Source organism: Bradyrhizobium sp. AZCC 2289 (genome assembly GCF_036924615.1).
Classification (GTDB): Bacteria; Pseudomonadota; Alphaproteobacteria; order Rhizobiales; family Xanthobacteraceae; genus Bradyrhizobium.
The window spans coordinates 4,052,713-4,073,990 of the sequence record NZ_JAZHRY010000001.1; the positions used below are offsets into that span (position 1 = coordinate 4,052,713).

General features: G+C 62.4%; 18 protein-coding genes. 7 read left to right on the forward strand and 11 right to left on the reverse strand.

Annotated elements, in window-relative coordinates:
• Positions 1 to 364 precede the first annotated feature (364 nt).
• A complete protein-coding gene (locus tag V1289_RS19300) occupies positions 365 to 1,591 on the forward strand; it encodes an ABC transporter substrate-binding protein (protein ID WP_334398360.1) in 1,227 nt (408 codons plus the stop codon).
• Here the strand turns inward: V1289_RS19300 and V1289_RS19305 are convergent.
• Both V1289_RS19305 and V1289_RS19310 read right to left on the reverse strand, forming a co-directional pair.
• Entirely contained in the window at positions 1,588 to 1,764 is a 177-nt protein-coding gene (locus V1289_RS19305; protein ID WP_334398361.1) for a hypothetical protein, read from the reverse strand. The two genes, V1289_RS19300 and V1289_RS19305, sit on opposite strands and share 4 nt — an antisense overlap.
• 87 nt (positions 1,765 to 1,851) lie before the next feature.
• On the reverse strand, positions 1,852 to 2,277 hold the full coding sequence (locus V1289_RS19310) for a DUF1330 domain-containing protein (RefSeq protein ID WP_334398362.1): 426 nt from the start codon (positions 2,275 to 2,277) through the stop codon (positions 1,852 to 1,854).
• Positions 2,278 to 2,408: 131 nt separating this feature from the next.
• On the opposite strand from V1289_RS19310, the gene V1289_RS19315 reads away from it, so the two are divergent.
• Positions 2,409 to 4,664 carry a transglycosylase domain-containing protein gene (locus V1289_RS19315; protein ID WP_334398363.1) on the forward strand — a complete coding sequence of 752 codons (2,256 nt, stop codon included), beginning with the start codon at positions 2,409 to 2,411 and terminating at the stop codon, positions 4,662 to 4,664.
• A 160-nt stretch (positions 4,665 to 4,824) separates the two neighbouring features.
• On the opposite strand, the gene V1289_RS19320 is transcribed toward V1289_RS19315, so the two are convergent.
• The 4 genes from V1289_RS19320 to V1289_RS19335 form a co-directional block, all read right to left on the reverse strand.
• A complete protein-coding gene (locus V1289_RS19320; RefSeq protein WP_334398364.1) occupies positions 4,825 to 5,664 on the reverse strand; it encodes a M48 family metallopeptidase in 840 nt (279 codons plus the stop codon).
• A gap of 198 nt (positions 5,665 to 5,862) precedes the next feature.
• On the reverse strand, positions 5,863 to 7,212 hold the full coding sequence (locus V1289_RS19325) for a polyhydroxyalkanoate depolymerase (protein WP_334398365.1): 1,350 nt from the start codon (positions 7,210 to 7,212) through the stop codon (positions 5,863 to 5,865).
• A 124-nt stretch (positions 7,213 to 7,336) separates the two neighbouring features.
• Positions 7,337 to 8,104 (reverse strand): ABC transporter permease, encoded by a 768-nt coding sequence (locus V1289_RS19330; RefSeq protein ID WP_334407553.1) that lies wholly within the window; start codon positions 8,102 to 8,104, stop codon positions 7,337 to 7,339.
• 47 nt (positions 8,105 to 8,151) lie between these two features.
• Positions 8,152 to 8,946: an ABC transporter ATP-binding protein gene (locus V1289_RS19335; protein ID WP_334398366.1), complete on the reverse strand. Its 795-nt coding sequence runs from the start codon at positions 8,944 to 8,946 to the stop codon at positions 8,152 to 8,154.
• Between the two features lie 109 nt (positions 8,947 to 9,055).
• Here V1289_RS19335 and V1289_RS19340 point away from each other — a divergent pair, with 109 nt between their 5' ends.
• The gene (locus tag V1289_RS19340) at positions 9,056 to 10,378 is read left to right on the forward strand and encodes an ActS/PrrB/RegB family redox-sensitive histidine kinase (protein ID WP_309180676.1); all 1,323 of its coding nucleotides are present in this window, start codon (positions 9,056 to 9,058) and stop codon (positions 10,376 to 10,378) included.
• A 107-nt stretch (positions 10,379 to 10,485) separates the two neighbouring features.
• The gene (locus tag V1289_RS19345; RefSeq protein WP_309180677.1) at positions 10,486 to 11,040 is read left to right on the forward strand and encodes an ActR/PrrA/RegA family redox response regulator transcription factor; all 555 of its coding nucleotides are present in this window, start codon (positions 10,486 to 10,488) and stop codon (positions 11,038 to 11,040) included.
• Positions 11,041 to 11,483: 443 nt separating this feature from the next.
• Here V1289_RS19345 and V1289_RS19350 read toward each other — a convergent pair whose 3' ends face one another.
• On the reverse strand, positions 11,484 to 12,638 hold the full coding sequence (locus V1289_RS19350) for an IS110 family transposase (protein ID WP_334398367.1): 1,155 nt from the start codon (positions 12,636 to 12,638) through the stop codon (positions 11,484 to 11,486).
• Positions 12,639 to 12,806: 168 nt separating this feature from the next.
• On the opposite strand from V1289_RS19350, the gene V1289_RS19355 reads away from it, so the two are divergent.
• On the forward strand, positions 12,807 to 14,012 hold the full coding sequence (locus V1289_RS19355; protein WP_334398369.1) for a serine hydrolase domain-containing protein: 1,206 nt from the start codon (positions 12,807 to 12,809) through the stop codon (positions 14,010 to 14,012).
• Positions 14,013 to 14,034: 22 nt separating this feature from the next.
• On the opposite strand, the gene V1289_RS19360 is transcribed toward V1289_RS19355, so the two are convergent.
• The gene (locus tag V1289_RS19360) at positions 14,035 to 14,520 is read right to left on the reverse strand and encodes an MmcB family DNA repair protein (RefSeq protein WP_334398370.1); all 486 of its coding nucleotides are present in this window, start codon (positions 14,518 to 14,520) and stop codon (positions 14,035 to 14,037) included.
• Between the two features lie 156 nt (positions 14,521 to 14,676).
• Between V1289_RS19360 and V1289_RS19365 the strand changes: the two genes are divergently transcribed.
• Positions 14,677 to 15,798, forward strand: coding sequence for a vWA domain-containing protein (locus V1289_RS19365; RefSeq protein ID WP_334398371.1), 1,122 nt, complete (start codon positions 14,677 to 14,679; stop codon positions 15,796 to 15,798).
• A 100-nt stretch (positions 15,799 to 15,898) separates the two neighbouring features.
• Here V1289_RS19365 and V1289_RS19370 read toward each other — a convergent pair whose 3' ends face one another.
• Positions 15,899 to 16,687: a hypothetical protein gene (locus tag V1289_RS19370; RefSeq protein ID WP_334398372.1), complete on the reverse strand. Its 789-nt coding sequence runs from the start codon at positions 16,685 to 16,687 to the stop codon at positions 15,899 to 15,901.
• Between the two features lie 328 nt (positions 16,688 to 17,015).
• Between V1289_RS19370 and V1289_RS19375 the strand changes: the two genes are divergently transcribed.
• Positions 17,016 to 18,716 (forward strand): alpha-amylase family protein, encoded by a 1,701-nt coding sequence (locus V1289_RS19375; protein ID WP_334398373.1) that lies wholly within the window; start codon positions 17,016 to 17,018, stop codon positions 18,714 to 18,716.
• Here V1289_RS19375 and V1289_RS19380 read toward each other — a convergent pair.
• Positions 18,704 to 20,314, reverse strand: coding sequence for an alpha-amylase family glycosyl hydrolase (locus V1289_RS19380; protein ID WP_334398374.1), 1,611 nt, complete (start codon positions 20,312 to 20,314; stop codon positions 18,704 to 18,706). The genes V1289_RS19375 and V1289_RS19380 overlap by 13 nt on opposite strands.
• 110 nt (positions 20,315 to 20,424) lie before the next feature.
• Positions 20,425 to 21,240 carry an RMD1 family protein gene (locus V1289_RS19385; protein WP_309180683.1) on the reverse strand — a complete coding sequence of 272 codons (816 nt, stop codon included), beginning with the start codon at positions 21,238 to 21,240 and terminating at the stop codon, positions 20,425 to 20,427.
• Between the last annotated feature and the right edge of the window lie 38 nt (positions 21,241 to 21,278).

Genomic DNA, 21,278 nt, shown 5'->3' on the forward strand with positions numbered 1-21,278 from the left:
TCTCTTACCTCGCCCCGCTTGCGGGGAGAGCATAGGCCGCCGCTTGCGGCGGCCGTTCTTGAAACGTCGAAGCCTTTGCATAGCGAAGGCTTCGGGTGAGGGGGACCCTCCGCGAGCATTACCCGCGGGGAGTCCCCCTCATCCCGGCCTTCTCCCCGCACGCGGGGAGAAGAGGCGCTGGGCCACTGCACCCGCATCAATCCTACTTTCGTCGGCCCGAAATCGTTCACCTTTTCGGCAGGGCTCACCTTGCATTGCAGCAAGCGTTCCGCCAGTATCCCGGCCAGCGATGGCATCCACTGGGCCGATCAAGGCCCGGGACAAGACTGTCGGCTCAATCACAACACATGAGGAAATAAGCATTATGAGGAAGGGTATTCTCCATCTGGTCACCGGCACGGCGCTCGCGATTGCGCTGTCGGCCTCGTCGGCCTACGCGCAGAAGAAATACGATACCGGCGCGACCGATACCGAGATCAAGGTCGGCCAGACCAATCCGTTCAGCGGACCGGCCTCGTCATACGCGACCATCGGCAAGACCCAGGCCGCCTATATGAAGATGATCAACGACCAGGGCGGCGTAAACGGCCGCAAGATCAACCTGATCCAGTATGACGACGCCTACTCGCCGCCCAAGGCCGTCGAGCAGGTGCGCAAGCTGGTCGAGAGCGACGAAGTGCTGCTCACGTTCCAGATCCTCGGTACGCCCTCGAACGCGGCGGTACAGAAATATCTCAATGCCAAGAAGGTGCCGCAGCTGTTCGCCGCCACCGGCGCGTCGAAGTTCACCGATCCAAAGAACTTCCCCTGGACGATGGGTTTCAACCCCAACTACTTCGTCGAAGGCCGCATCTACGGCCAGTACATCATCAAGAATCATCCGAATGCCAAGGTCGGAATCCTCTATCAGAACGACGACCTCGGTAAGGACTATCTGAACGGCATCAAGGCCGGCCTCGGCGACAAGGCCGCGACCATGATCGTGGCCGAGGCCTCCTACGAGGTGTCCGATCCGACCATCGATTCGCAGATTCTCAAGATCAAGTCCTCCGGTGCGGACCTGTTCTTCAGCGCCTCGACCCCGAAGCAGGCGGCACAGGCGATCAAGAAGATCGCCGAGCTCGACTGGCATCCGGTGCACATCCTCGACATCAACGCCACCTCGGTCGGCGCGGTGATGAAGCCGGCGGGACTGGAGGCCTCCAAGGGCGTGATCAGCGTCAACTACGGCAAGGATCCGCTCGACCCGACCTGGAAGGACGATGCCGGCATGAAGAAGTATCTCGACTTCATGGCGAAGTACTATCCGGATGGCGACAAGGACTCGATCTTCAACACCTATGGCTACTCGACCTCGCAGTTGCTGATTCACGTTCTCAAGGCGTGCGGCGACGACCTGACGCGCGAGAATGTCATGAAGCAGGCCACCAACCTGAAGAATGTCCAGCTCGACCTGTCGCTGCCGGGCATCGTCAACAGCACCACGCCGGACGACTATCGCGTCAACAAGCAGTTGCAGATGCAGAAGTTCAACGGCGAGCGCTGGGAACTGTTCGGCCCGATCCTCGAGGATTCCGGACCGGCGGGCTAGTAGTACGGCTCGACGCTCGTCATTGCGAGGAGCGCAGCGAACGAAGCAATCCATTCTTTCTTGGCGCGGCGAGATGGATTGCCTCGCTTCGCTCGCAATGACGGGCGGTTAAGATCTGCAATCGGCGGTTTCTCGGAGCCGCCGATTTTTTGTGCCGGCTTTTCGCCTGTCATTATCGGGCTTGATCCGGCAGCCCATCCCACAGGGAGGCGTTTTTCTTGATGGATGCGCGGGTCAAGCCCACGCATGACGAGCGAAACTCACTTCGGAATCTCCCCAAACGTCTTGCCGACCGGCAACACCGCGTGCCGGATCAGGCGCGAATCCTCGACGGCCGCCTGGCGGTGTTTCACCGCTTCCCGGTAAACGGGATCGCGGATCATTTCCGCAAACGCAGCGACGCTTGGATATTCGGCGATGAAGCAGTGATCCCAGCGCTCTTCCGCAGGGCCTATCAACATCAGCTCGAACCGGCCCTGCCAGACGATCCGCCCGCCGAGGCGTTCGAACACCGGCCCGCTTTCCCGGCCATAGGCCGCATAGGCTTCCGCACCGGTTGCCTTGCGGCCGTCGGGATAGGCCGCGTGTTCCCTCAAGCGCACCAGATTGAGCATGTGGATCGGCCCTGGCCGATCATTGGCGCGGAATTGCGCGAAAACTTCCTTGGTCGGATCGATGTGGCCCATGCGGCTCTCCTTATGACTTTGGCCACCTTTACCACGCACCGCCCCACCTCCTAATCCCCCGTTAACCTTTGCGTAACCGGCCCTTAAATTCCGGGCGCTAGCGTGCGGCGGGACCGGTGTGGGCGGTGCGTATGGCGTTGGGACGGAAAAAGAGCGGCGGACGCAAGGAGCCGCTTTTCGGGCTTCCGGCCGCGCTCGCGGAGCTGCGTCTTTCGCCGGAAGATCGCATCCCCGCCGCCGAGGACAGGCCCAAGAAACCTTCGACCAAATCTTCCGCCAAATCGTCCGCAAACCGCAAAGAAGATAATGACGAGCCGCCGCGCGAGCGAAAACCGCGTGCGTCCAGCGGCGGCGCCAGGCGGCGGTCGAAATCGCGCGGCGGCTTCAGCCTTGCGCGCCTGTTCTATTGGGGCGCGGTGCTCGGCCTGTGGGCGGGAATCGCGGTTATCGGCGTCGTGGTCTGGGTCGGCGCGCATCTGCCGGCGATCCAGTCGCTGGAAATTCCAAAGCGTCCGCCGACAATCCAGATTGTCGGCATGGACGGCAGCGTGCTGGCACAGCGCGGCGAAATGGCCGGCGCCAATGTTTCGCTGAAGGATTTGCCGCCCTATCTGCCGAAGGCGTTCATCGCCATCGAGGACCGCCGGTTCTATTCGCATTACGGCGTCGATCCGATCGGCATTTTACGCGCGGCCGTCGCCAACATCCTGCATCGCGGCGTCTCGCAAGGCGGCTCGACGCTGACCCAGCAGCTCGCGAAAAACCTGTTCCTGACCCAGGAACGCACCCTGCAGCGAAAATTGCAGGAGGTCGAACTCGCGCTCTGGCTGGAGCGCAAGCATTCCAAGACCGAAATCCTCGAGCTCTATCTCAACCGGGTCTATTTCGGTTCCGGCGCCTATGGCGTCGAGGCCGCAGCCCAACGCTACTTCGGCAAGTCGGCCAAGAACGTCACCCTCGCCGAGGCCGCGATGCTGGCGGGCCTCGTCAAGTCGCCGTCGCGGCTGGCGCCGAACCGCAATCCGGAAGGCGCCGCGCAGCGCGCCCAGACCGTGCTCGCGGCGATGGCGGACGCCAAATTCATCACCGACGCGCAGGCGCAGGCCTCGATCGGCCATCCCCAGATCAATGTGAAGCCGGCCGGCGCTGGCACCGTCAATTATGTCGCCGACTGGATCGGCGAAGTGCTCGACGATCTGGTCGGCCAGATCGACCGTGACATCACCGTCGAAACCACGATCGATCCAAAGCTGCAGAGCGTGGCGGAAGCGTCCATCATCGACGAACTCGCGGCCAAGAGCGTAAAGTTCAATGTCAGCCAGGGCGCGCTGGTGGCGATGACGCCTGACGGCGCGGTGCGCGCCATGGTCGGCGGCCGGAACTATGCCGAGAGCCAGTATAACCGCGCGGTCACGGCAAAGCGCCAGCCCGGCTCGGCGTTCAAGCCGTTCGTTTATCTCACCGCGATCGAGGCGGGCCTGACGCCGGAAACGATCCGGCAGGACGCGCCGCTCGACGTCAAGGGCTGGAAGCCGGAGAATTACAGCCACGAATATTTCGGCGCGGTCACATTGACCCAAGCACTGGCGATGTCGCTCAACACGGTCGCGGTGCGGCTCGGCCTCGAAGTCGGCGCCAAAAACGTGGTGCGGACCGCGCACCGGCTCGGCATTTCATCGAAGCTCGACGCCAATGCCTCGATCGCGCTCGGCACTTCGGAAGTTTCCGTGATCGAACTGGTCGGCGCCTATGCGCCGTTTGCCAATGGCGGGCTCGGCGTCTCCCCGCATGTCGTGACCAAGATCCGCACCAGTGAGGGCAAGGTGCTGTATATGCGGCCCGCCGACCAACTCGGTCAGGTGATCGAACCGCGCCATGTCGCAATGATGAACACCATGATGCAGGAGACGCTGATCTCCGGCACCGCGCACAAGGCTGAAATTCCGGGCTGGACCGCCGCCGGCAAGACCGGCACCAGCCAGGATTTCCGCGACGCCTGGTTCATCGGCTACACCGCCAATCTCGTAACGGGAGTCTGGCTCGGCAATGACGACAACTCGCCGACCAGGAAGGCGACCGGCGGCGGCCTGCCGGTCGAAGTCTGGTCCCGCTTCATGAAAGCCGCGCATCAGGGCGTGCCGGTGGCGAATCTACCGAACTCGCAAGCCGGCGGCGGCGGGCTGTTCTCGAATTTGATGCAGACCGTATCGCAGGTCAGCGCACCTTCCGCGCCGACGGCCCAGGCCCCGGTCCCGCCGATTCCATCCGGCGGCGGCTATCGTCCGCCACCGACGCGGACGTCGGCGCCCCCTGTATCCTCGGCGCGCCCGGAAGCGGCGGCGGGACTGGACGGCTGGCTGATGGACCGGGTGTTCGGCGGAAGGTGACCGCCGCATGGCGATCGCGCGCATTACATTCGGTCGTCATACCCGCGAAAGCGGATATCCAGTACGCCGCGGCTTCTCGGCTTGAGCACAAATGCCTCTGGAATACCGGGTCGCCCGTTCAAGCCGGGCGATGACAGCGGTTGGGCGGCGCGACTCCGCCCTAATCCTCGATCCCGTAGCGATGCAGGTCGTTGCCGTAGGTGTCGAGCCAGCGCTTGGCGCGCTCGACGTGATCGCAGACCCGGCCGACGACCCGCCAGAACCTGGCCGAATGGTTCATCTCGACGAGATGCGCCACTTCATGGGCGGCGAGATAGTCGAGCACATAAGGCGGCGCCAGGATCAGCCGCCACGAGAACGACAGCGATCCGGCCGAGGTGCACGAACCCCAGCGACTCGACTGGTCGCGGATCGAGACTCGCCGCACCCGCACGCCGAGATCGGCGGCGTAGGCGAGCGAAGCCTTGTGCAAATCCTTGCGCGCTTCGCGCTTGAGGAAGTCGTGGACGCGCCGGTCCATATGCTCGGGGCCGCCGGCCACGCACAAAATCTTCTCGCCGCTGTCGCGGGTTTCGGTCCACACCGTGCCGCGTTCGCCGGAGCGATGCACGATCCGGTGCGGAACACCGCGCAGCGGCACCACCGTGCCGGAATGAAACGGCGCCGCCTTCGGCAAACGGCCGAGCCGCGCGGCGATCCAGCCGCCGTGGAGCTGCGCAAAGTCCTTGGCTTCCATGAGCGTGCCGCGCGGCGGCATGGTCAGGATCGCTTCGCGGTCGGTTGGATGAATGCGCAAGGTGTAGCGCCGCGCGCGGCGATGCCGGCGCAGCCTGATCGCGAAGAATTGGGAGCCGTGTTTGACCACGAGAGTCGAAGGTTCGGCAGGCCGCCGATAGAGGAGCGCGCGAGTAGCCATGTCTGACAGTCCGGGGAGCAGGAGTTCGCCCGGATTCTGCCATAACCGCCGCCACTGAAATCGCTCGGCGCAAAAACAAATCATTTGCCCAATATACAGGGGCTGGTCACTATTTGACCTCTACCGGCTGGGGGCGGAACCATAAATTTTGGATGGAACCGGGCCGGGAACGCACCCTCAAAGACTGAGGTCACACTCATTCCTTGTGAGGGCGGCGAATCTTGGTTCTTTTAATCAATTCAGGGGCTTATCGCGCCCCCCGATTCGACCCCGGAATCACCCTTATTCGGCCGCGGCGACCGATTTTTCGGCAGCGGCGACCAATTTCGGCTTGGTATTCGCCGCCGACAGCATGAAATCGGAGATTCGCGGCACGATTTCCGAACGAAAACGCGAGCCGTTGAACACGCCGTAATGCCCGACGCCTTTTTGCACGTAATGCACGCGGCGATGAGCGGGAATTGCGGTGCATAGCGCGTGGGTCGCTTCGGTCTGGCCGAGACCGGAGATGTCGTCCTTCTCGCCTTCCACCGTCATCAGCGCCACGCGCCTGATCTTCGAGGGATCGACCGGCTTGCCGCGATGGGTCATCTCGCCCTTCGGCAGTGCGTGCTTGACGAACACGACGTCGACGGTCTGCAGATAATACTCCGCGGTCAGATCCATCACCGCGAGGTACTCGTCGTAGAATTCGCGGTGCTTGTCGACCAGATCGCCGTCGCCCTTGACCAGATTGCTGAACAGCCGCTTGTGGGCGTCGGTATGGCGGTCGAGATTCATGGTGATGAAGCCCGAGAGCTGCAGGAAACCCGGATAAACGTCGCGCATCACACCGGGATGCGGGAACGGCACCTTGGTGATGACGTGGTTGCGGAACCATTCGATGCCGCGCTCGGCGGCGAGGTTGTTGACCGAGGTTGGATTGCGGCGGGTATCGATCGGCCCGCCCATCAGCGTCATGGACAGCGGCACGAACGGATCGTTTGCCGCCTCCATGACGGAAACCGCCGCCACCACGGGCACCGACGGCTGGCACACCGCGACGACATGCATGTTGCCGCCGAGCACGTGCAGCATCTCGATGACGTAATCGACATAATCATCGAGGTCGAAGCGGCCTTCGGCAAGCGGCACCATGCGCGCGTCCGACCAGTCGGTGATGTAGACCTCATGCGTCGGCAGGAAGGCTTCGACAGTGCCGCGCAAAAGCGTCGCGTAATGGCCGGACATCGGCGCCACGATCAGGACGCGCGGCTGGGGCGCGCGCAGCGGGCGCGTCAGCTTGCGATCGAAATACAGCAGACGGCAGAACGGCTTTTCCCAGATCGAGCGGACTTCCACCGCCGTGCGAATGCCGTTGACCTCGGTGGTGTCGAGACCCCATTCCGGCTTGCCGTAACGGCGCGTGGCCCGCTCGAACAATTCGCAGCTGGCGGCGATCGATTTGCCGAGTTGGGTATGCGTCCACGGATTGAGCGGGTTTTGAAACAGGATTTTCGTGGCGTCGGTCACGGCGCGCCCCGGGTTGAGCGACGCGTGGGCCAATTCGTACATCCAGTACATCGGCGTCGTAAGTGCCGGACTGCCTTCGGCCGCCAGTGGCGGTGCTCCGCCAAATTCACCAATCGGCATTATCTGTGACCCTCGTTTGCGCCGCAGCATAGTGCCGAATGCGTAATATTGCGTCAATGCACAGATCGGTAAATCTACCTGCCAAAACCACCAAAAACCCCGCAAATCCACGGGAAAGTGAGAGTTATTCACCGCCTCCGAGCAGCGAGCCGTGCCGCTTGGCGCTGCGTAAAAGGGCAAGAAAGATCGCAAATGAGGCAATGAACAGCACCGCATTGATCGCCAGGGCGTCGACCATCAGCTCGGTCCGAAACTCATGATTGATCAACAGCGCGCGCATGCCCTCGAACACATAGGTCGGCGGTAACGCCCAGGCGAGATATTGCAGCCAATGCGGCAGCACGCTGACGGGATAATAGATGCAGGCGAGCGGCATCAGGCCGAACATCAGCGTCCAGACGATGCTCTCGGCGCCGAGCCCATTGCGCAGCACGAGGCCTGAAACAAAGATCCCGATCGACCAGCTGGTGAAGATCAGGTTGCAGAAGAAGGCGATCAGCGGCAGCCCGATGCCATAAAAATTGAAATCGAAGAAGTACAGCGCCAAAAGCGTCATCGGGATCACGCCGATCGCGAGCCGGATCAGGCTCATGATCATCAGCGAGATCAGGAACTCGATCGGCTTCAACGGGCTCATCATCAGATTGCCGAGGTTGCGCGCCCACATCTCCTCGAGAAACGAGATCGAAAAGCCGAGCTGACCGCGGAACAGGATGTCCCACAGGATCACCGCGCCGATCAGCGAGCCGCCGGCGCGGGCGAAAAACCCCGACGTCTGCGCGATGTAATTCTGCAGAAAGCCCCAGGTGATGATCTGCAGCGCCGGCCAGTAGATCAATTCCAGCATCCGCGGCCATGACGACACCAGGAGATACCAATAGCGCAGCACCATCGCGTTGATGCGATGCAGCGAAATTGTGTGCCGGATCGCCGCTTCGCTCACGCCGCGCCCTCCCGCTCGCGCCCGCGCGCGACGTCCAGAAACACTTCTTCCAGCGTGGCGCGGTTGTAGCGGGCCATGATCTGGTCGGGGCTGTCATCGTCCTCGATCTTGCCGCGCTTCATAATGATGACGCGGTCGCACAGCCGCTCCACCTCCAGCATGTTGTGCGAGGCCAGCAGAATGGTCGCGTCATGGGTCTTGCGATAGTTCTGCAGATGCTGCCGGACCCAGTCGGCCGTGTCAGGGTCGAGCGACGCGGTTGGCTCATCGAGCAGCAGCAATTCGGGTTGGTTGATCAGCGCTTTCGCCAGAGCGACGCGGGTCTTCTGGCCGGCGGAGAGTTTTCCGTTGGCGCGGTCGAGGAAGTCGCCGAGGTCGAGATCGGAAGCGAGTTGCGCGATCCGTGCGGGCAGATTCTCGACCGCATAGAGGCGGCCGAAAATGGTCAGGTTCTGCCGCACCGTGAGCCGCATCGGCATGTCGACATAGGGGCTTTCGAAATTCATCCTCCCCAGCACGTCGGCGCTCTGCTCGGGCATCGCGGCGCCCAGTACCTGGATGCGGCCTGCGGTCGGCAGCACCAGCCCCATGATCATCGCAATCGTCGTGGTCTTGCCGGCGCCGTTGCCGCCGAGCAGGCCGGTGATGCTCCCGCGCCTAATCCGAAACGTCACGTCGTCCACCGCGCGGGTCGTCTTGTAGAATTTGACCAGATGCGCGACGTCGATCGCCGCGGATCCTGCCGGATCGGCGGCGGGCGACGGATTAGGCACCGGGTCACTTTTCGCCATTTGGGGCCGTTCATTGGGCCATTGCGGCGGTGAGTGCAAGACTTGCGCGAGAATCGAAGCCGTGAGCCGCGCGTTTGTGATCGGGCGCTTGCGCGGCTAAACTGCGGATATGACCGAAATTGCAGCCTCCGATTTCCGCCAGCCGCGCCGCTATGTCCGTCTGGATACGATATTGCGGCTGCGCTGGCTGGCCGCGCTCGGTCAGCTCGCCGCGATCTTCATCGTGGCGCAGGGACTCGAATTCGATGTCCCCGTCATCCCCTGCGTCGCCATCGTCAGCCTCTCGGCCGTGGTCAATCTTGCGCTGCAGATCGCGTTCAATCCGATGCAGCGGCTGGAACCGGTCTATGCCGCGGCGCTGCTGGCGCTCAACATCGTCGAGCTGGCCGCCCTGCTGTTCTTCACCGGCGGCCTGCAAAATCCGTTTTCATTCCTGTTCCTCGCCCCGGTTCTGATCTCGGCAACCGCGCTGCCGATCCGGTTGACGATCGCGCTCGGCGTGCTCGCGGTGGCCTGCGCCTCGGCGCTGGTGTTCTTCCATCTACCGCTGCCATGGGACAACGAAGATCCCCTGGTGCTGCCGCCGATCTATCTGCTCGGCGTCTGGCTCTCGATCGTGCTCGCGATCGGCGTCACCAGCCTGTATGCGTTCCAGGTCACCGAGGAATCCCGCAAGCTGTCGGATGCGCTGGCCGCGACCGAACTGGTGTTGACCCGCGAGCAGCACCTCACCCAGATCGATGGGCTTGCCGCCGCGGCGGCGCACGAGCTCGGCACGCCGCTGTCGACGATCTTCCTGATTTCGCGTGAACTGGAGAAGACCGTGCAGGACGGCCATCTCGCCGCCGATCTCAAGACCTTGCGCGAGCAGGCGCAGCGCTGCCGCGACATTTTGGCCAAGATCACCCAGCTCTCCGCGTCCGGCGCGCCGTTCGACCGCATGCCGCTGTCGACGCTGATCGAGGAGACGGTTGCACCGCACCGTGACTTCGGTGTCGCCATCAAGGTGCGGCTTGCTGTCGCAGCCACGCGCGAGCCGGTCGGCGCCCGCAATCCCGCGATCCTCTATGGGGTCGGCAACATCCTGGAAAATGCCGTCGATTTCGCGCGCACGACCGTCGAGGTGAACGCGTGGTGGAACGCCGACACCGTCGAGATCAACATTTCCGACGATGGCCCGGGCATCGCGCCGGACATGCTGAAGCGGATCGGCGAGCCCTATTTATCGCGGCGGCGCAGCGCGGACGAGGCCCAAAGCCAGCATGGCGGGCTTGGACTTGGGATATTCATCGCCCGCACCCTGCTGGAACGCACCGGCGCAAAGGTGTCGTTCTCCAACCGTGTGTTTCCCGATCACGGCGCGGTGGTTCATATCGTCTGGCCGCGCGACCGCTTCGAGGCGGCCGAGGCCGAACCTGAGACGGCGTCCTAACAGCGGTTCCTGGCATTAAGGATGGCAGTCCGGTCGACTTTAGGTGGCCTTGGCAGCGCCATTTTGCCACGCCATATGTTGAATATCCGACACAAGGATATCCAACCGTGAACGCCATCACCGAACTGAATGATCACGCCGACCGTTCGCTCCTCATCGTCGAGGACGACAAGCCGTTTCTGGAGCGGCTGTCGCGGGCGATGGAGACCCGCGGCTTCTCGGTGACGTCCTGCGACACTGTGTCCGACGGGCTGGCCGAGATCGGCCGCGCCGCGCCGGCTTTCGCCGTGGTGGATTTGCGGCTCGGCGACGGCAATGGCCTCGACGTGGTGTCCGCGCTGAAACGCAAGCGGCCGGAGGCGCGCGCGATCGTGCTGACCGGTTATGGCAATATCGCCACCGCCGTCACCGCGGTGAAGATGGGCGCGGTGGACTATCTCTCAAAGCCCGCCGACGCCGACGACGTGGTCGCGGCATTGCTGGCCAGCGGCACCGAGAAATCCGAACTGCCGGCAAACCCGATGTCGGCCGACCGCGTACGCTGGGAGCACATCCAGCGCATCTACGAGATGTGCAATCGCAACGTCTCGGAAACCGCCCGTCGCCTCAACATGCACCGCCGCACCCTGCAGCGCATTCTGGCCAAGCGCGCGCCGCGCTGAGTTGAGATCGTAGGGTGGGCAAAGGCGCTCTTTGCGCCGTGCCCACCGTTTATCCACATCGGCTACTCAATGGTGGGCACGCTTCGCTTTGCCCACCCTCATATGAGGCCTTTTGAGTCAAGCGTCGCGCCGGAGGCTCGGGTTTAATTTTTGGTGTTCGGCGTAGAGGCGGCGCGCGGAGCCATGCGTAGCGCAGCGTGCCGCCGCGGTCGAGGCGCTCAGGGACTGGCTTCCGGCGATTTATGCAGCAGCTCACTGCATCACCTCATATCCGGTCGGACCGCTTTGGCCCGTACCCACATTCCGCATACTTGCGGCGAGGAAGCCATGAGGATGAGACCCATCTACGAAACAGCCTGTTTTTGGCCCAAGGGTGGCACGGTCACCATCCATCCCGCGCTGACCGCGGCAGATGCCGCGACGCCGACGCGTTGGTTGAAAGTTTAGACCTCTGCCGTCTTGAGCATCGCTCCCTCGGGTACAAGGCCGGTTGTGAGATAGTGCCAGAGCGCCACGATCAGCTTGCGCGCCAAGGCCACGATGGCGACGCGCTTGATGCGCTTGCTGGCATTGAGTGTGCGTCGCCGATACTCCTGGGTGAGTTTGCTGTCCGGCTGATGTCGCAGCCACAGCCAGGCCATCTCGATCGCGGCGCAACGGGCGCGCGGGTTGCCCGCCTTGCTGATCCCTTGGTCGCGATCGATCCCGCCGCTCTGCCATGGACTGGGCGTTAGTCCGAAATAGCTCGCGACCTCACGCCGATTGCGAAAGTCCTTGTAGAACACCTCGTTGGTCAGCGTCGTTGTGAACGCCGGGCCGAGGCTTTTGAGCCGGAGCAAGAGTTCGCTGCGCTGTGCCATCTGAGCCGCCGCTGAGGTCAGATCCGCCGGAGCCTGCGCCAGCGCATCAAGCTGCTCGCGCACCAGCATCAGCCGCGCGTGTTCGCGCTTGATCTCGGCCATGATCTGCGGCGGTACCGCCTGGCCTTGCCAGTCCCGCTGCTTCACCAGCCAGGTCAGCCAGTCGTGTCGGCGCGGGTTCCCCACCGCCATGCCCAACAGCCGCAGCAGCGCCTTGATCCGGGTGGTGTGAGCCGTCTGTTCCTTGGTCAGCCGGCCGCGTTCGCGGCTGGCGCGGCGGGCGTCCTCCTGCTCGGGGGTCGGCACCCGCACGATCCGCACCACCCGCGGCTCGCCGCGCAGGTACGCCATCAGCGTGCGCAGCATCTTCTCGCCATCGATCCGGTCGGTCTTCACCCGCCGCGCCCGCTGATCCACTGCAATACTCGCAGGGTCGAACACGTGGTTCGTGATCCCCGCCGCCATCAGAAGCCGATGCAGCCAAAACCCGTCGTAGCCCGCCTCATAGCAACTCACCACCGCCGGGACCGCTCCCAGCGTTCGCGCTGCCCGCTCACGCATCCGCTCGATCAGCGTCAGCAAGCCGACATGATCGCCGCCCTCCAGCTTATGGTGGGATATCTTATCCTTGTCCGGGCAGTGCATCGTCACTAGCCAACTCCTCTGGCTCAGTTCGATCGCTACAAAAATCGTGCTAACATTGCTCTTGATGGGCGTGCTTACGTGGGATGCTTGCATCTGACGTCTCCGCGGGTTCGAGTGTGGAAACCCAAACCTAGCGGATGCACGCCCATCGCCACATGGAATCTACGAAAAAATTCGAACAGCCAGCTGTTTGTCATTTCTCACTCGTGGCCCCGTCGCGAGATGATATGCATGTGACGCATTTCCGGGGAACAGGGGACAATGATGGAAGACATGAAGGTGACGGCCGGCTACGACTTTGGCGCAGCGCATGCCGCCATGCGCCGCTACGTCGATGGCAACATTCTTTCGGGTGTTTCGTCGGTGGTGCTGGTCGGCCGGGATCTGGTGGATGTGAATTGCGTTGGATGGGCCGACAAGGAAGCGCAGATACCCTTGCGCGTCGACCACATCTTCCGGGTGTTTTCCAATACCAAGCTGATCACCTCCTGTGCCGCGCTGCTGCTGTTTGAAGAAGGGCGCTTCCAGCTCGACGACCCCATCGAAAAATTCATTCCGCAGCTTGCGAACCGCCGTGTGCTGCGTCCGGATGCAACCTTGTTGGACGATACCGAGCCAGCCAAGGGCTCGATCACCATCCGCCATCTGCTGAGCCACAATTCGGGACTGAGCTACGGTCTGCTCGATCCAGGAACGACGATCTTCAAGGCGTATAACGAGCGCAAGGTGCTCAACCCCGCCACAACGCTGGCGGACATGATGGACGTGCTGGCCGACCTGCCGCTGGTGTTTCATCCGGGAACGTCGTGGGAGTACTCGGTCGCCAGCGATGTCACGGCGCGGCTGGTCGAAATCGTCAGCGGGCAGCCGTTCGACGCATTCATCCAGGCGCGAATCCTGGATCCGCTTGGCATGGTGGACACCGGATTCGTCATCCCGGAGCAAAATCGAAACCGCCTTGCCGCGTATTACGCGGGGGCCGATATCATGGAGCCGATGAAGCCGGGGCTCACGCGCACCGATGACGCGCCCTATCCGGGCGCTTATTTGCGTCCCGTCCCGCGGCTGAATGGCGGCGGCGGGCTGGTTTCGACGCTGCCGGATATGGTGGCGCTGATCCGGAGCCTGCTTCCCGGCGGCCCCACCCTGCTCAAGCCGGATACCATTGCGCTGATGATGACCAACCAGTTGCCTGACGGCGTCTGGATACGCTTCGCCAGGATCGGCGATCTCCCGGGCAGAGGGTTCGCCTTGGCTGGCGCGCGGATCCTGCAGCCTTCGCTGTTCGACCATCCGGACTCCGTCGGCGAACTCTACTGGGGCGGCATAGCTGGCACGCAATGGTGGATTTCACCCAAGGCAAATGTCGCGGGCTTGATGATGACACAGCGTCAGATGGCTTTCACGCATCCGTTCGCGGTCGAATTCAAGCGGTTGGCGTATGAGGCGGTAAAGCGCAAGGGTTGACCCGTTCGGTCAACTCGCCCCGCTAAAACTCGCCCTGCCCCTGCGGATCGACCAGCCGGTTGATGCGCTGTGCGGCGGCAATGGCAAACCGCACTGTCATCGATTTGCGCGTCGGCGCCGGCAGGCGATGCTCGGGCGCCTCGCAATGCATATGCGCGCCATAGGCATCGGCGACGATCAGACCGGTATCGGGCGGGAAAATCTCGCACGGCAGATCCTGCGTAAAGGCAAAGAACAGCCGGTCGCAATGCGCGCGATATTCCGGCCATTTCTGGTCGGCGCGGAAATCCTCGAGCGATGATTTGATCTCGACGATCCAGATGTCGCCGCGCTCGTTCAGCGCCACCAGATCTGCGCGCCGGCCCGACGGCAGCGGCAGTTCGCTGATGCAGGAAAATCCGAGCGATCTCAACAGCCTCGCGGTGCCGCGCGCGATCTTGAGCGCAGTCTCCGACTGACGGCCGTCCGGCGCGGGCACGAGGCTGATCTGGCGGGCGGGCGATTCCATCCGGCAATCCTAGCCGATTTTGGCGCGGCCGCCCAACAGGACGGTGGCGCGAAATGCGCCGCAAATTCGCACCCGCCCCGCCTTGTTTTCGACCTCAGGCGACCGTGAACCGAGTGGAACCTTGGTTCCGAGGGACGGAACACACGGAGGAGAACCATGAAGTCAGGCATCGCACTTCGCTCGCTCGTATTCGCTCTCGCTGCGCTCCCGCTGTCGGCTGGCCTGTCGGCCGCCGTTGCAAAACCCACCGTCGAAGTCGCCTTCGTTCTCGACACCACGGGATCGATGGGCGGGCTGATCGAAGGCGCCAAACGAAAGATCTGGTCGATCGCGACCGCGATCGTCGATTCAAATCCCGACGCCGACATCCGCATGGGCCTCGTCGCCTACCGCGACATCGGCGACGACTACGTCACCAGGAAGATTGAACTCACCACCGACATCCAGGATCTCTACGCTCACCTTCTGGAATTGAGGGCTCGTGGCGGCGGCGACTGGCCGGAAAGCGTCAACGAGGCGCTCGATGTCGCCGTCAACAAGCTGCAATGGACCACCGGCGGCGATACCAGGCGGATCGTGTTTCTGGTCGGCGACGCGCCGCCGCACATGGATTACGCGCAGGACACCAAATATCCGGTCACGCTGTCGGTGGCGAAGCAAAAGGACATCATCGTCAACACCGTGCTCGCCGGCAACGCGCAGGATACCGAACGGGTCTGGCGCGATATCGCCCAGAACGGCAACGGCCGCTTCATTCCGATCCCGCAGGATGGCGGACAGATCGTCGTGATCGAGACGCCGTTCGATCAGGACATCATCATCCTGCAGCGCGAGATCAACGGCACCGTGATCCCCTACGGCCCGCGGGCGCTGCAGAAACGCACCGAGGACAAGACCCAGCAACTGTCGAACGTCGCGGCAGCAGCGCCCTCGCAGGCTTCCGAGATGGCGAGCTTCATCAACAAGCGCGCCAAGGCGACCTCGGAAGCCGTCACCGGCGAAGGCGACCTGGTCAGCGATATCGTCGCCGGCCGGCAGAAGCTTGCCACGCTGAAAGACGAGGAATTGCCGGACAGCTTGCGCGCGTTGAAACCGGAAGCCCGCATGGATGAAGTCAACAAGCAGATGAACCAGCGCAAGGAGCTCGACGACAAGCTCTCGGCCCTGGTGGCGATGCGGGACAAATACGTCGCCGAGCAGCGCGCCAAGGCGTCACCGAGTGCATTGTCGTTCGATCGCGTGGTGGAGGATACGCTGAAGGCGCAGATCAGGCGGTGAGAATTTAGCGCCGCATCTTTCCATGAGTCGTCCCCGCCTGGTGCGCAATTGCGGTATTATGGCGCAAACGCCGCAGGGTCCGAAAGTGACCCGGTGGCGTCTAAACTATCGGCTGGCTTCGCAGTTCGCGCGGGCGGGCTTGGCGGTAGCAATCTTCGTCGGCCCCGGTATGGGTGCTTTGCAGGGCCAGTCCGAATGGGGCGGCATTTTGCACAACGGCGTATGGATCGTTAAAGACCACTACGCGATGGCAGAACTCGGTTCGATGCGGCGGAGTATTATCGAAAATGTCATCATACTCGACCCATCCCCAAACGTAGATATACAAATGGTCCTGTCGCGCGGCCTCCAAGACTCCAGATTCGATGGACAAAGTATCGCTACGGATAGAGTCCAAGGGGCCAATATAACTACTAGGATTTATCCTTGGGGCGCTGGGATCAAACCATCCATCGGGAAAGGTGAAATTTGCAGGCAAAGTAGTTGGGAAATGATCCCAACTGACATGGGTATGCAGCCCACGAGTGGGAGTCTTTCCGGAATTTTTCCAAACAGGGGTAATCTGCCATCCAGCCGCGGTATTAGGTGCGCCGGGGCCGATTGCACCAGAGACATCGAACGCGAAAGATACGAAAGCCCGTTCCAATTTAACGAGAGCGTCCTCAGCGATGTTAGCGGCGCGCTTGCTGTCTCGCGCCGCGTTAGCAGTGACAACCCAAAGTCCGATAGTGGAAATGCTGAGCCAGAAAGTGAAAAACGCGACCGGGTCGGTCGTCGTCCGCTCCCAGATGGTTTTGCACTCTTCACTTTTGAAGCCGCCCTTGTGAGCGGCCTCCTCACAGTGGCGCTTCTCTATTTCAGTAGGCGTATAGGCCGCCTGCCAACCCAAGACCCCCAACCAAAAAACGCTAGCAAGCATAAACCCAAAAGCGATTTCCGGGTGCGTTAGGCGCAGAAGCCTTTGGAGCATAAAAACTACCTTTGCGGCTAAATCTCCTCCAACACTACCCCTTCCAATTCCAGTGCCGCAAGGCAGGGCCAGTGGCGTTTGCGCCATAATACCGCGTAATTGCGCACGGGGGCGGGGACCCATAACTTATTGGGTCCCGGCTCAAGGCCGGGACGACGGTGAATTTCGCCGGAACTTCGCAGCCCCCTCACCGCTTATCTATCGGCCGCTAACGACGTCCTGGGCGGACCGATGAGGGCTGCCCTGCATGATTGACGATCTCTGGTACAAGAACGGCGTCATCTATTGCCTTTCCGTCGGCACCTATATGGATGCCAATGGCGACGGGATCGGCGATTTCAAAGGCTTGTTGCGGAGGTTGGATTATCTGCACGGTCTCGGCATCACCGCGATCTGGCTGATGCCGTTCCAGCCCTCGCCCGGCCGGGACGACGGCTACGACATCTTGGATTATTACGGCGTCGATCCCCGTTACGGCACGCTCGGCGACTTCGTCGAATTCACCCATGGCTGCCGGCAGCGCGGCATCCGCGTCATCATCGACCTCGTCGTCAACCACACCTCCGACCAGCATTCCTGGTTTCGCGACGCACGAAGCGCAAAGGACTCGCCATACCGCGATTGGTATGTCTGGTCCGACAAGCGGCCGGCGAATGCCAACACCGGCATGGTATTTCCCGGCGTGCAAAAATCGACCTGGACGCGGGATAAGGAAGCGGGCGCCTGGTATTTCCACCGCTTCTACGATTTCCAGCCCGATCTCAACACCTCCAACCCGCATGTGCAGGCAGAAATCCTCAAGATCATGGGGTTCTGGATCCAGCTCGGCGTCTCCGGCTTTCGCATGGACGCGGTCCCCTTCGTGATTGCGACCAAGGGCGCCAAGGTGAAGAAGCCCGTCGAACAATACGACATGCTGCGCTCGTTCCGCGAATTCCTGCAATGGCGGAAAGGCGACGCCATCATTCTGGCGGAAGCCAATGTGCTGCCCGAAACCGACATGGACTATTTCGGCCGCGACGGCGACCGCATGCACATGATGTTCAATTTTCAGGTCAACCAGCATCTGTTTTATGCACTGGCCTCCGCCGATACCCGCCCGCTGGCGAAATCGCTGACGGCGACCAGGCCGCGGCCCGCGACCGCGCAATGGGGCCTGTTTCTCCGCAACCATGACGAACTCGATCTCGGCCGGCTGACCAAGCCGCAGCGCGACACCGTGTTCAAGGCGTTCGGCCCCGACAAGAATATGCAACTCTACGATCGCGGCATCCGCCGGCGCCTCGCGCCGATGCTGGGCGGCGACCGGCGGCGACTCGAGCTCGCCTACAGCCTGATGTGCACGCTGCCGGGGACACCCGTCATTCGTTATGGCGACGAGATCGCGATGGGTGACAATCTCGATCTGCCCGAGCGCAATTGCGCGCGCACGCCGATGCAATGGTCGACCGAGCCGCATGCCGGATTCACCGAGAGCGACAAGCCCTGCTCGCCCGTCATCGACGAGGGTCCTTATGGCTACGAGCATGTCAATGCCGCGAAACAACGCCGCGATCCCGATTCGATGTTGAACTGGACCGAGCGCATCATCCGGATGCGGAAGGAAGTCCCCGAGGTCGGCTGGGGCGATTTCAAGGTGATTGCGGCGCGCGATCCCGCGGTGCTGGTGATCCGCTACGACTGGCGCAACAATTCGGTGCTGTTCGTGCATAATCTCGACGAGAAGCCACGCGAAGTCACGTTTGCGGTCGGGCTGCCCGGCGAGGCCGGCAAGCTGCTGGTCAACCTGCTGTCGGAGGATCACAGCCAAGCCGATGAGCGCGGCAAGCATACGCTGATGCTGGAAGGTTACGGCTACCGATGGTATCGCGTCGGCGGCCTCGACTATCTGCTCAAGCGCAGCGATATCGATGCGGATGCGACAGGGAAGGCCAGTCACCCGGCGTGAGCGGGCGTCCCGAGAATCACACCCTCATTACCGCGCAGATCGAGCGTGCCCTGGACCTGCTCACCCTGCCGATCCAGCATGGTCGACAGCAGGATCTCGCGCCCGAAGCCGATCGAGCTCGAGGCAATCGAAGCGGGCTCGGCGCCGAGATTGAGCGCAATGACGACCGCGCCGCCCTCGCCCTCGCGGCGATAGAGCAGGATATCGCCCTGGGCTGCGACCGGCTGGTAAGCGCCGGTCACCAGTTGCGGCAATTTCTTCCGGATCGCTATCAGCGCCTTGTAGAAGTTGAGGATCGAGTCGCGGACGGCATCGAGATTGATGACATTCTCACGCGCGAAATCATGCGCCAGCGGCAGCCATGGTTTCGCCATCGAGAACCCCGCATGCGGACGCGCGCTCCATTGCATCGGCGTGCGGCAACCGTCACGACCGACGCCGATCCCCGGCACGTTCTTCTCGAAGGGGTCGCGCACCTGGTCGGGCGAGATCATGGCCTGACGCATGCCGATCTCGTCGCCGTAATAGAGCGTCGGCGTGCCGCGCAGGGTCAACAGCAGCATCGCCGCGACGCGCGCCTGCTCAGGCCCGACCCGGCTCGCCACCCGCGGCCGGTCGTGATTGCCGAGCACCCAGTTCGGCCAGGCGCCCGCCGGTAACGTGCGCTCGTAATCGGCGACGATCTTCTCGATCGAGTGCGCGCTCCACAGCGTCGACAACAGGGCAAAATTGAACGGCATCTGCGCGCCGGCAAGGTCGTTGCCGTAATAGGCGACCAGGCGGTGCAGGGGCAGATAGATCTCGCCGATCAGCACGCAGGAATCGAACCCGTCGATCACGCGCCGCATCTCCGCGATCACCTCATGTACCTCGGGCTGGTCGGTCGAATACTGCGTCAGGATGGCCTCGTGCGGCGGCCGTCCTTCGACATAATGTGGATTGGGCGGATTATCGCGGAATTTCGCGTCCTTGATCAGATGCCAGATCACATCGACCCGAAAGCCATCGACGCCCTTGCGTAGCCAGAAGCGCATCACGTCATAGATCGCCTCACGCACTTGCGGGTTGCGCCAGTTCAGGTCCGGCTGCTGGGTGAGAAAGGCATGATAATAATATTGGCCGGTCGTCTCGTCGTGTTCCCAGCCGCTGCCGCCGAATTCCGATAACCAGTTGTTCGGGGGCCCGCCCTCCGGCTTGCCGTCGCGCCAGATATACCAGCCGCGCTTTCGGTTATCGCGGGAGCTCCTGCTTTCGATGAACCAGGGGTGCTGGTCCGAGGTGTGGTTCGGCACCAGGTCGAGGATCAGCTTGAGGCCGCTGTCATGGACGGCGGCGATCAGCGCGTCGAAATCCTCCATCGTGCCGAACAACGGATCGATGTCGGTGTAGTCCGATATGTCGTAGCCGAAATCGGCCATCGGCGACGGGAAGATCGGCGACAGCCAGATCGCGTCGATCCCGAGTTCCCTCAAGTAGGGTAGCCGCTCGATGATCCCCGCGAGATCGCCGACCCCGTCGGCGTTGGTGTCCTGAAACGACCGCGGATAGATCTGATAGAAAACGCCGTGCCGCCACCAATTTTGGTCGCCCTGATCCATCCTTGGAAATCACCCTTCAAATCCGGCTTGAACAAGGCAGGGGCAACGGTCGGGCTAAAGCTGACCAGATTCTTCAGGACAATCCCCTGCCATGCGTACGCCCTGCGCGTTTAGCCATGCCGGGTCATGGCGATCTGATACACGGTGATCAGCACCTCAAACAGGATCAAGAACACGATGATCAGCTCCAGCCGCAGCGAGCGGCGGGTATCGATGATATCGGTCAAGACCTGCGCCGTCTCGGCGACCACCGCAAGTTTGCGATTGAGCGATTCGGCTCGCTCCTTGAGCTCGTATTCATCCTCCAGCCGGGCATAGAGCCGCTCGAGCTGCGGCTTGTCCCAGAGAATATCGGGCTTTTCGGACACCTCGACCGGACCGGAGACGCGATGCCGCACCGACAACGCATTGCCGATGTGCTTCAGGATCGCGTTCCGGCCACCGCGCATCTGCCCGTTCTGCGCCAGTTCGCGCGCGAACGGTTCGGTCATGTCGAACACGGCCGCAACCTCGCGCTCGTGCCGCGCCAGAACGACGCTCTTGGCCAGCGCCTCGCCAACCAGGATCAGCCGCTCCGGCGACAGACTCTGCAGGTAGATCGGACCACCCGGCGGAATCTGGTCGTCCTTCTCGGAGGCGAGTTCGATGGTCGCGATCTCCTCCTCGCGCCGGGCCGCGGGTCCTGTCATGCGCGATTGCAGGCTACGCAGGAATTCGTCCTCCTCCAGCGCATTCAGCCCGATCAGGACGACGACGCCATAGCGGAACAGAATGGCGACGCCGTTCTCGTTGACGCGAAACGCCAGCGGCGTCGTCGCCAGCACGTCGCCGCGCTCGAGGCCCGACGTATTCAGGCGATCGGCGACAAAAAACGCGCGGGCCGTTGTACGCGTCCCGCCCAGCGGCGATGTGGAAGCCTGACTCATGCAATTTCCGGCCTGCCGACGTCAAAAAACCAAGCCTG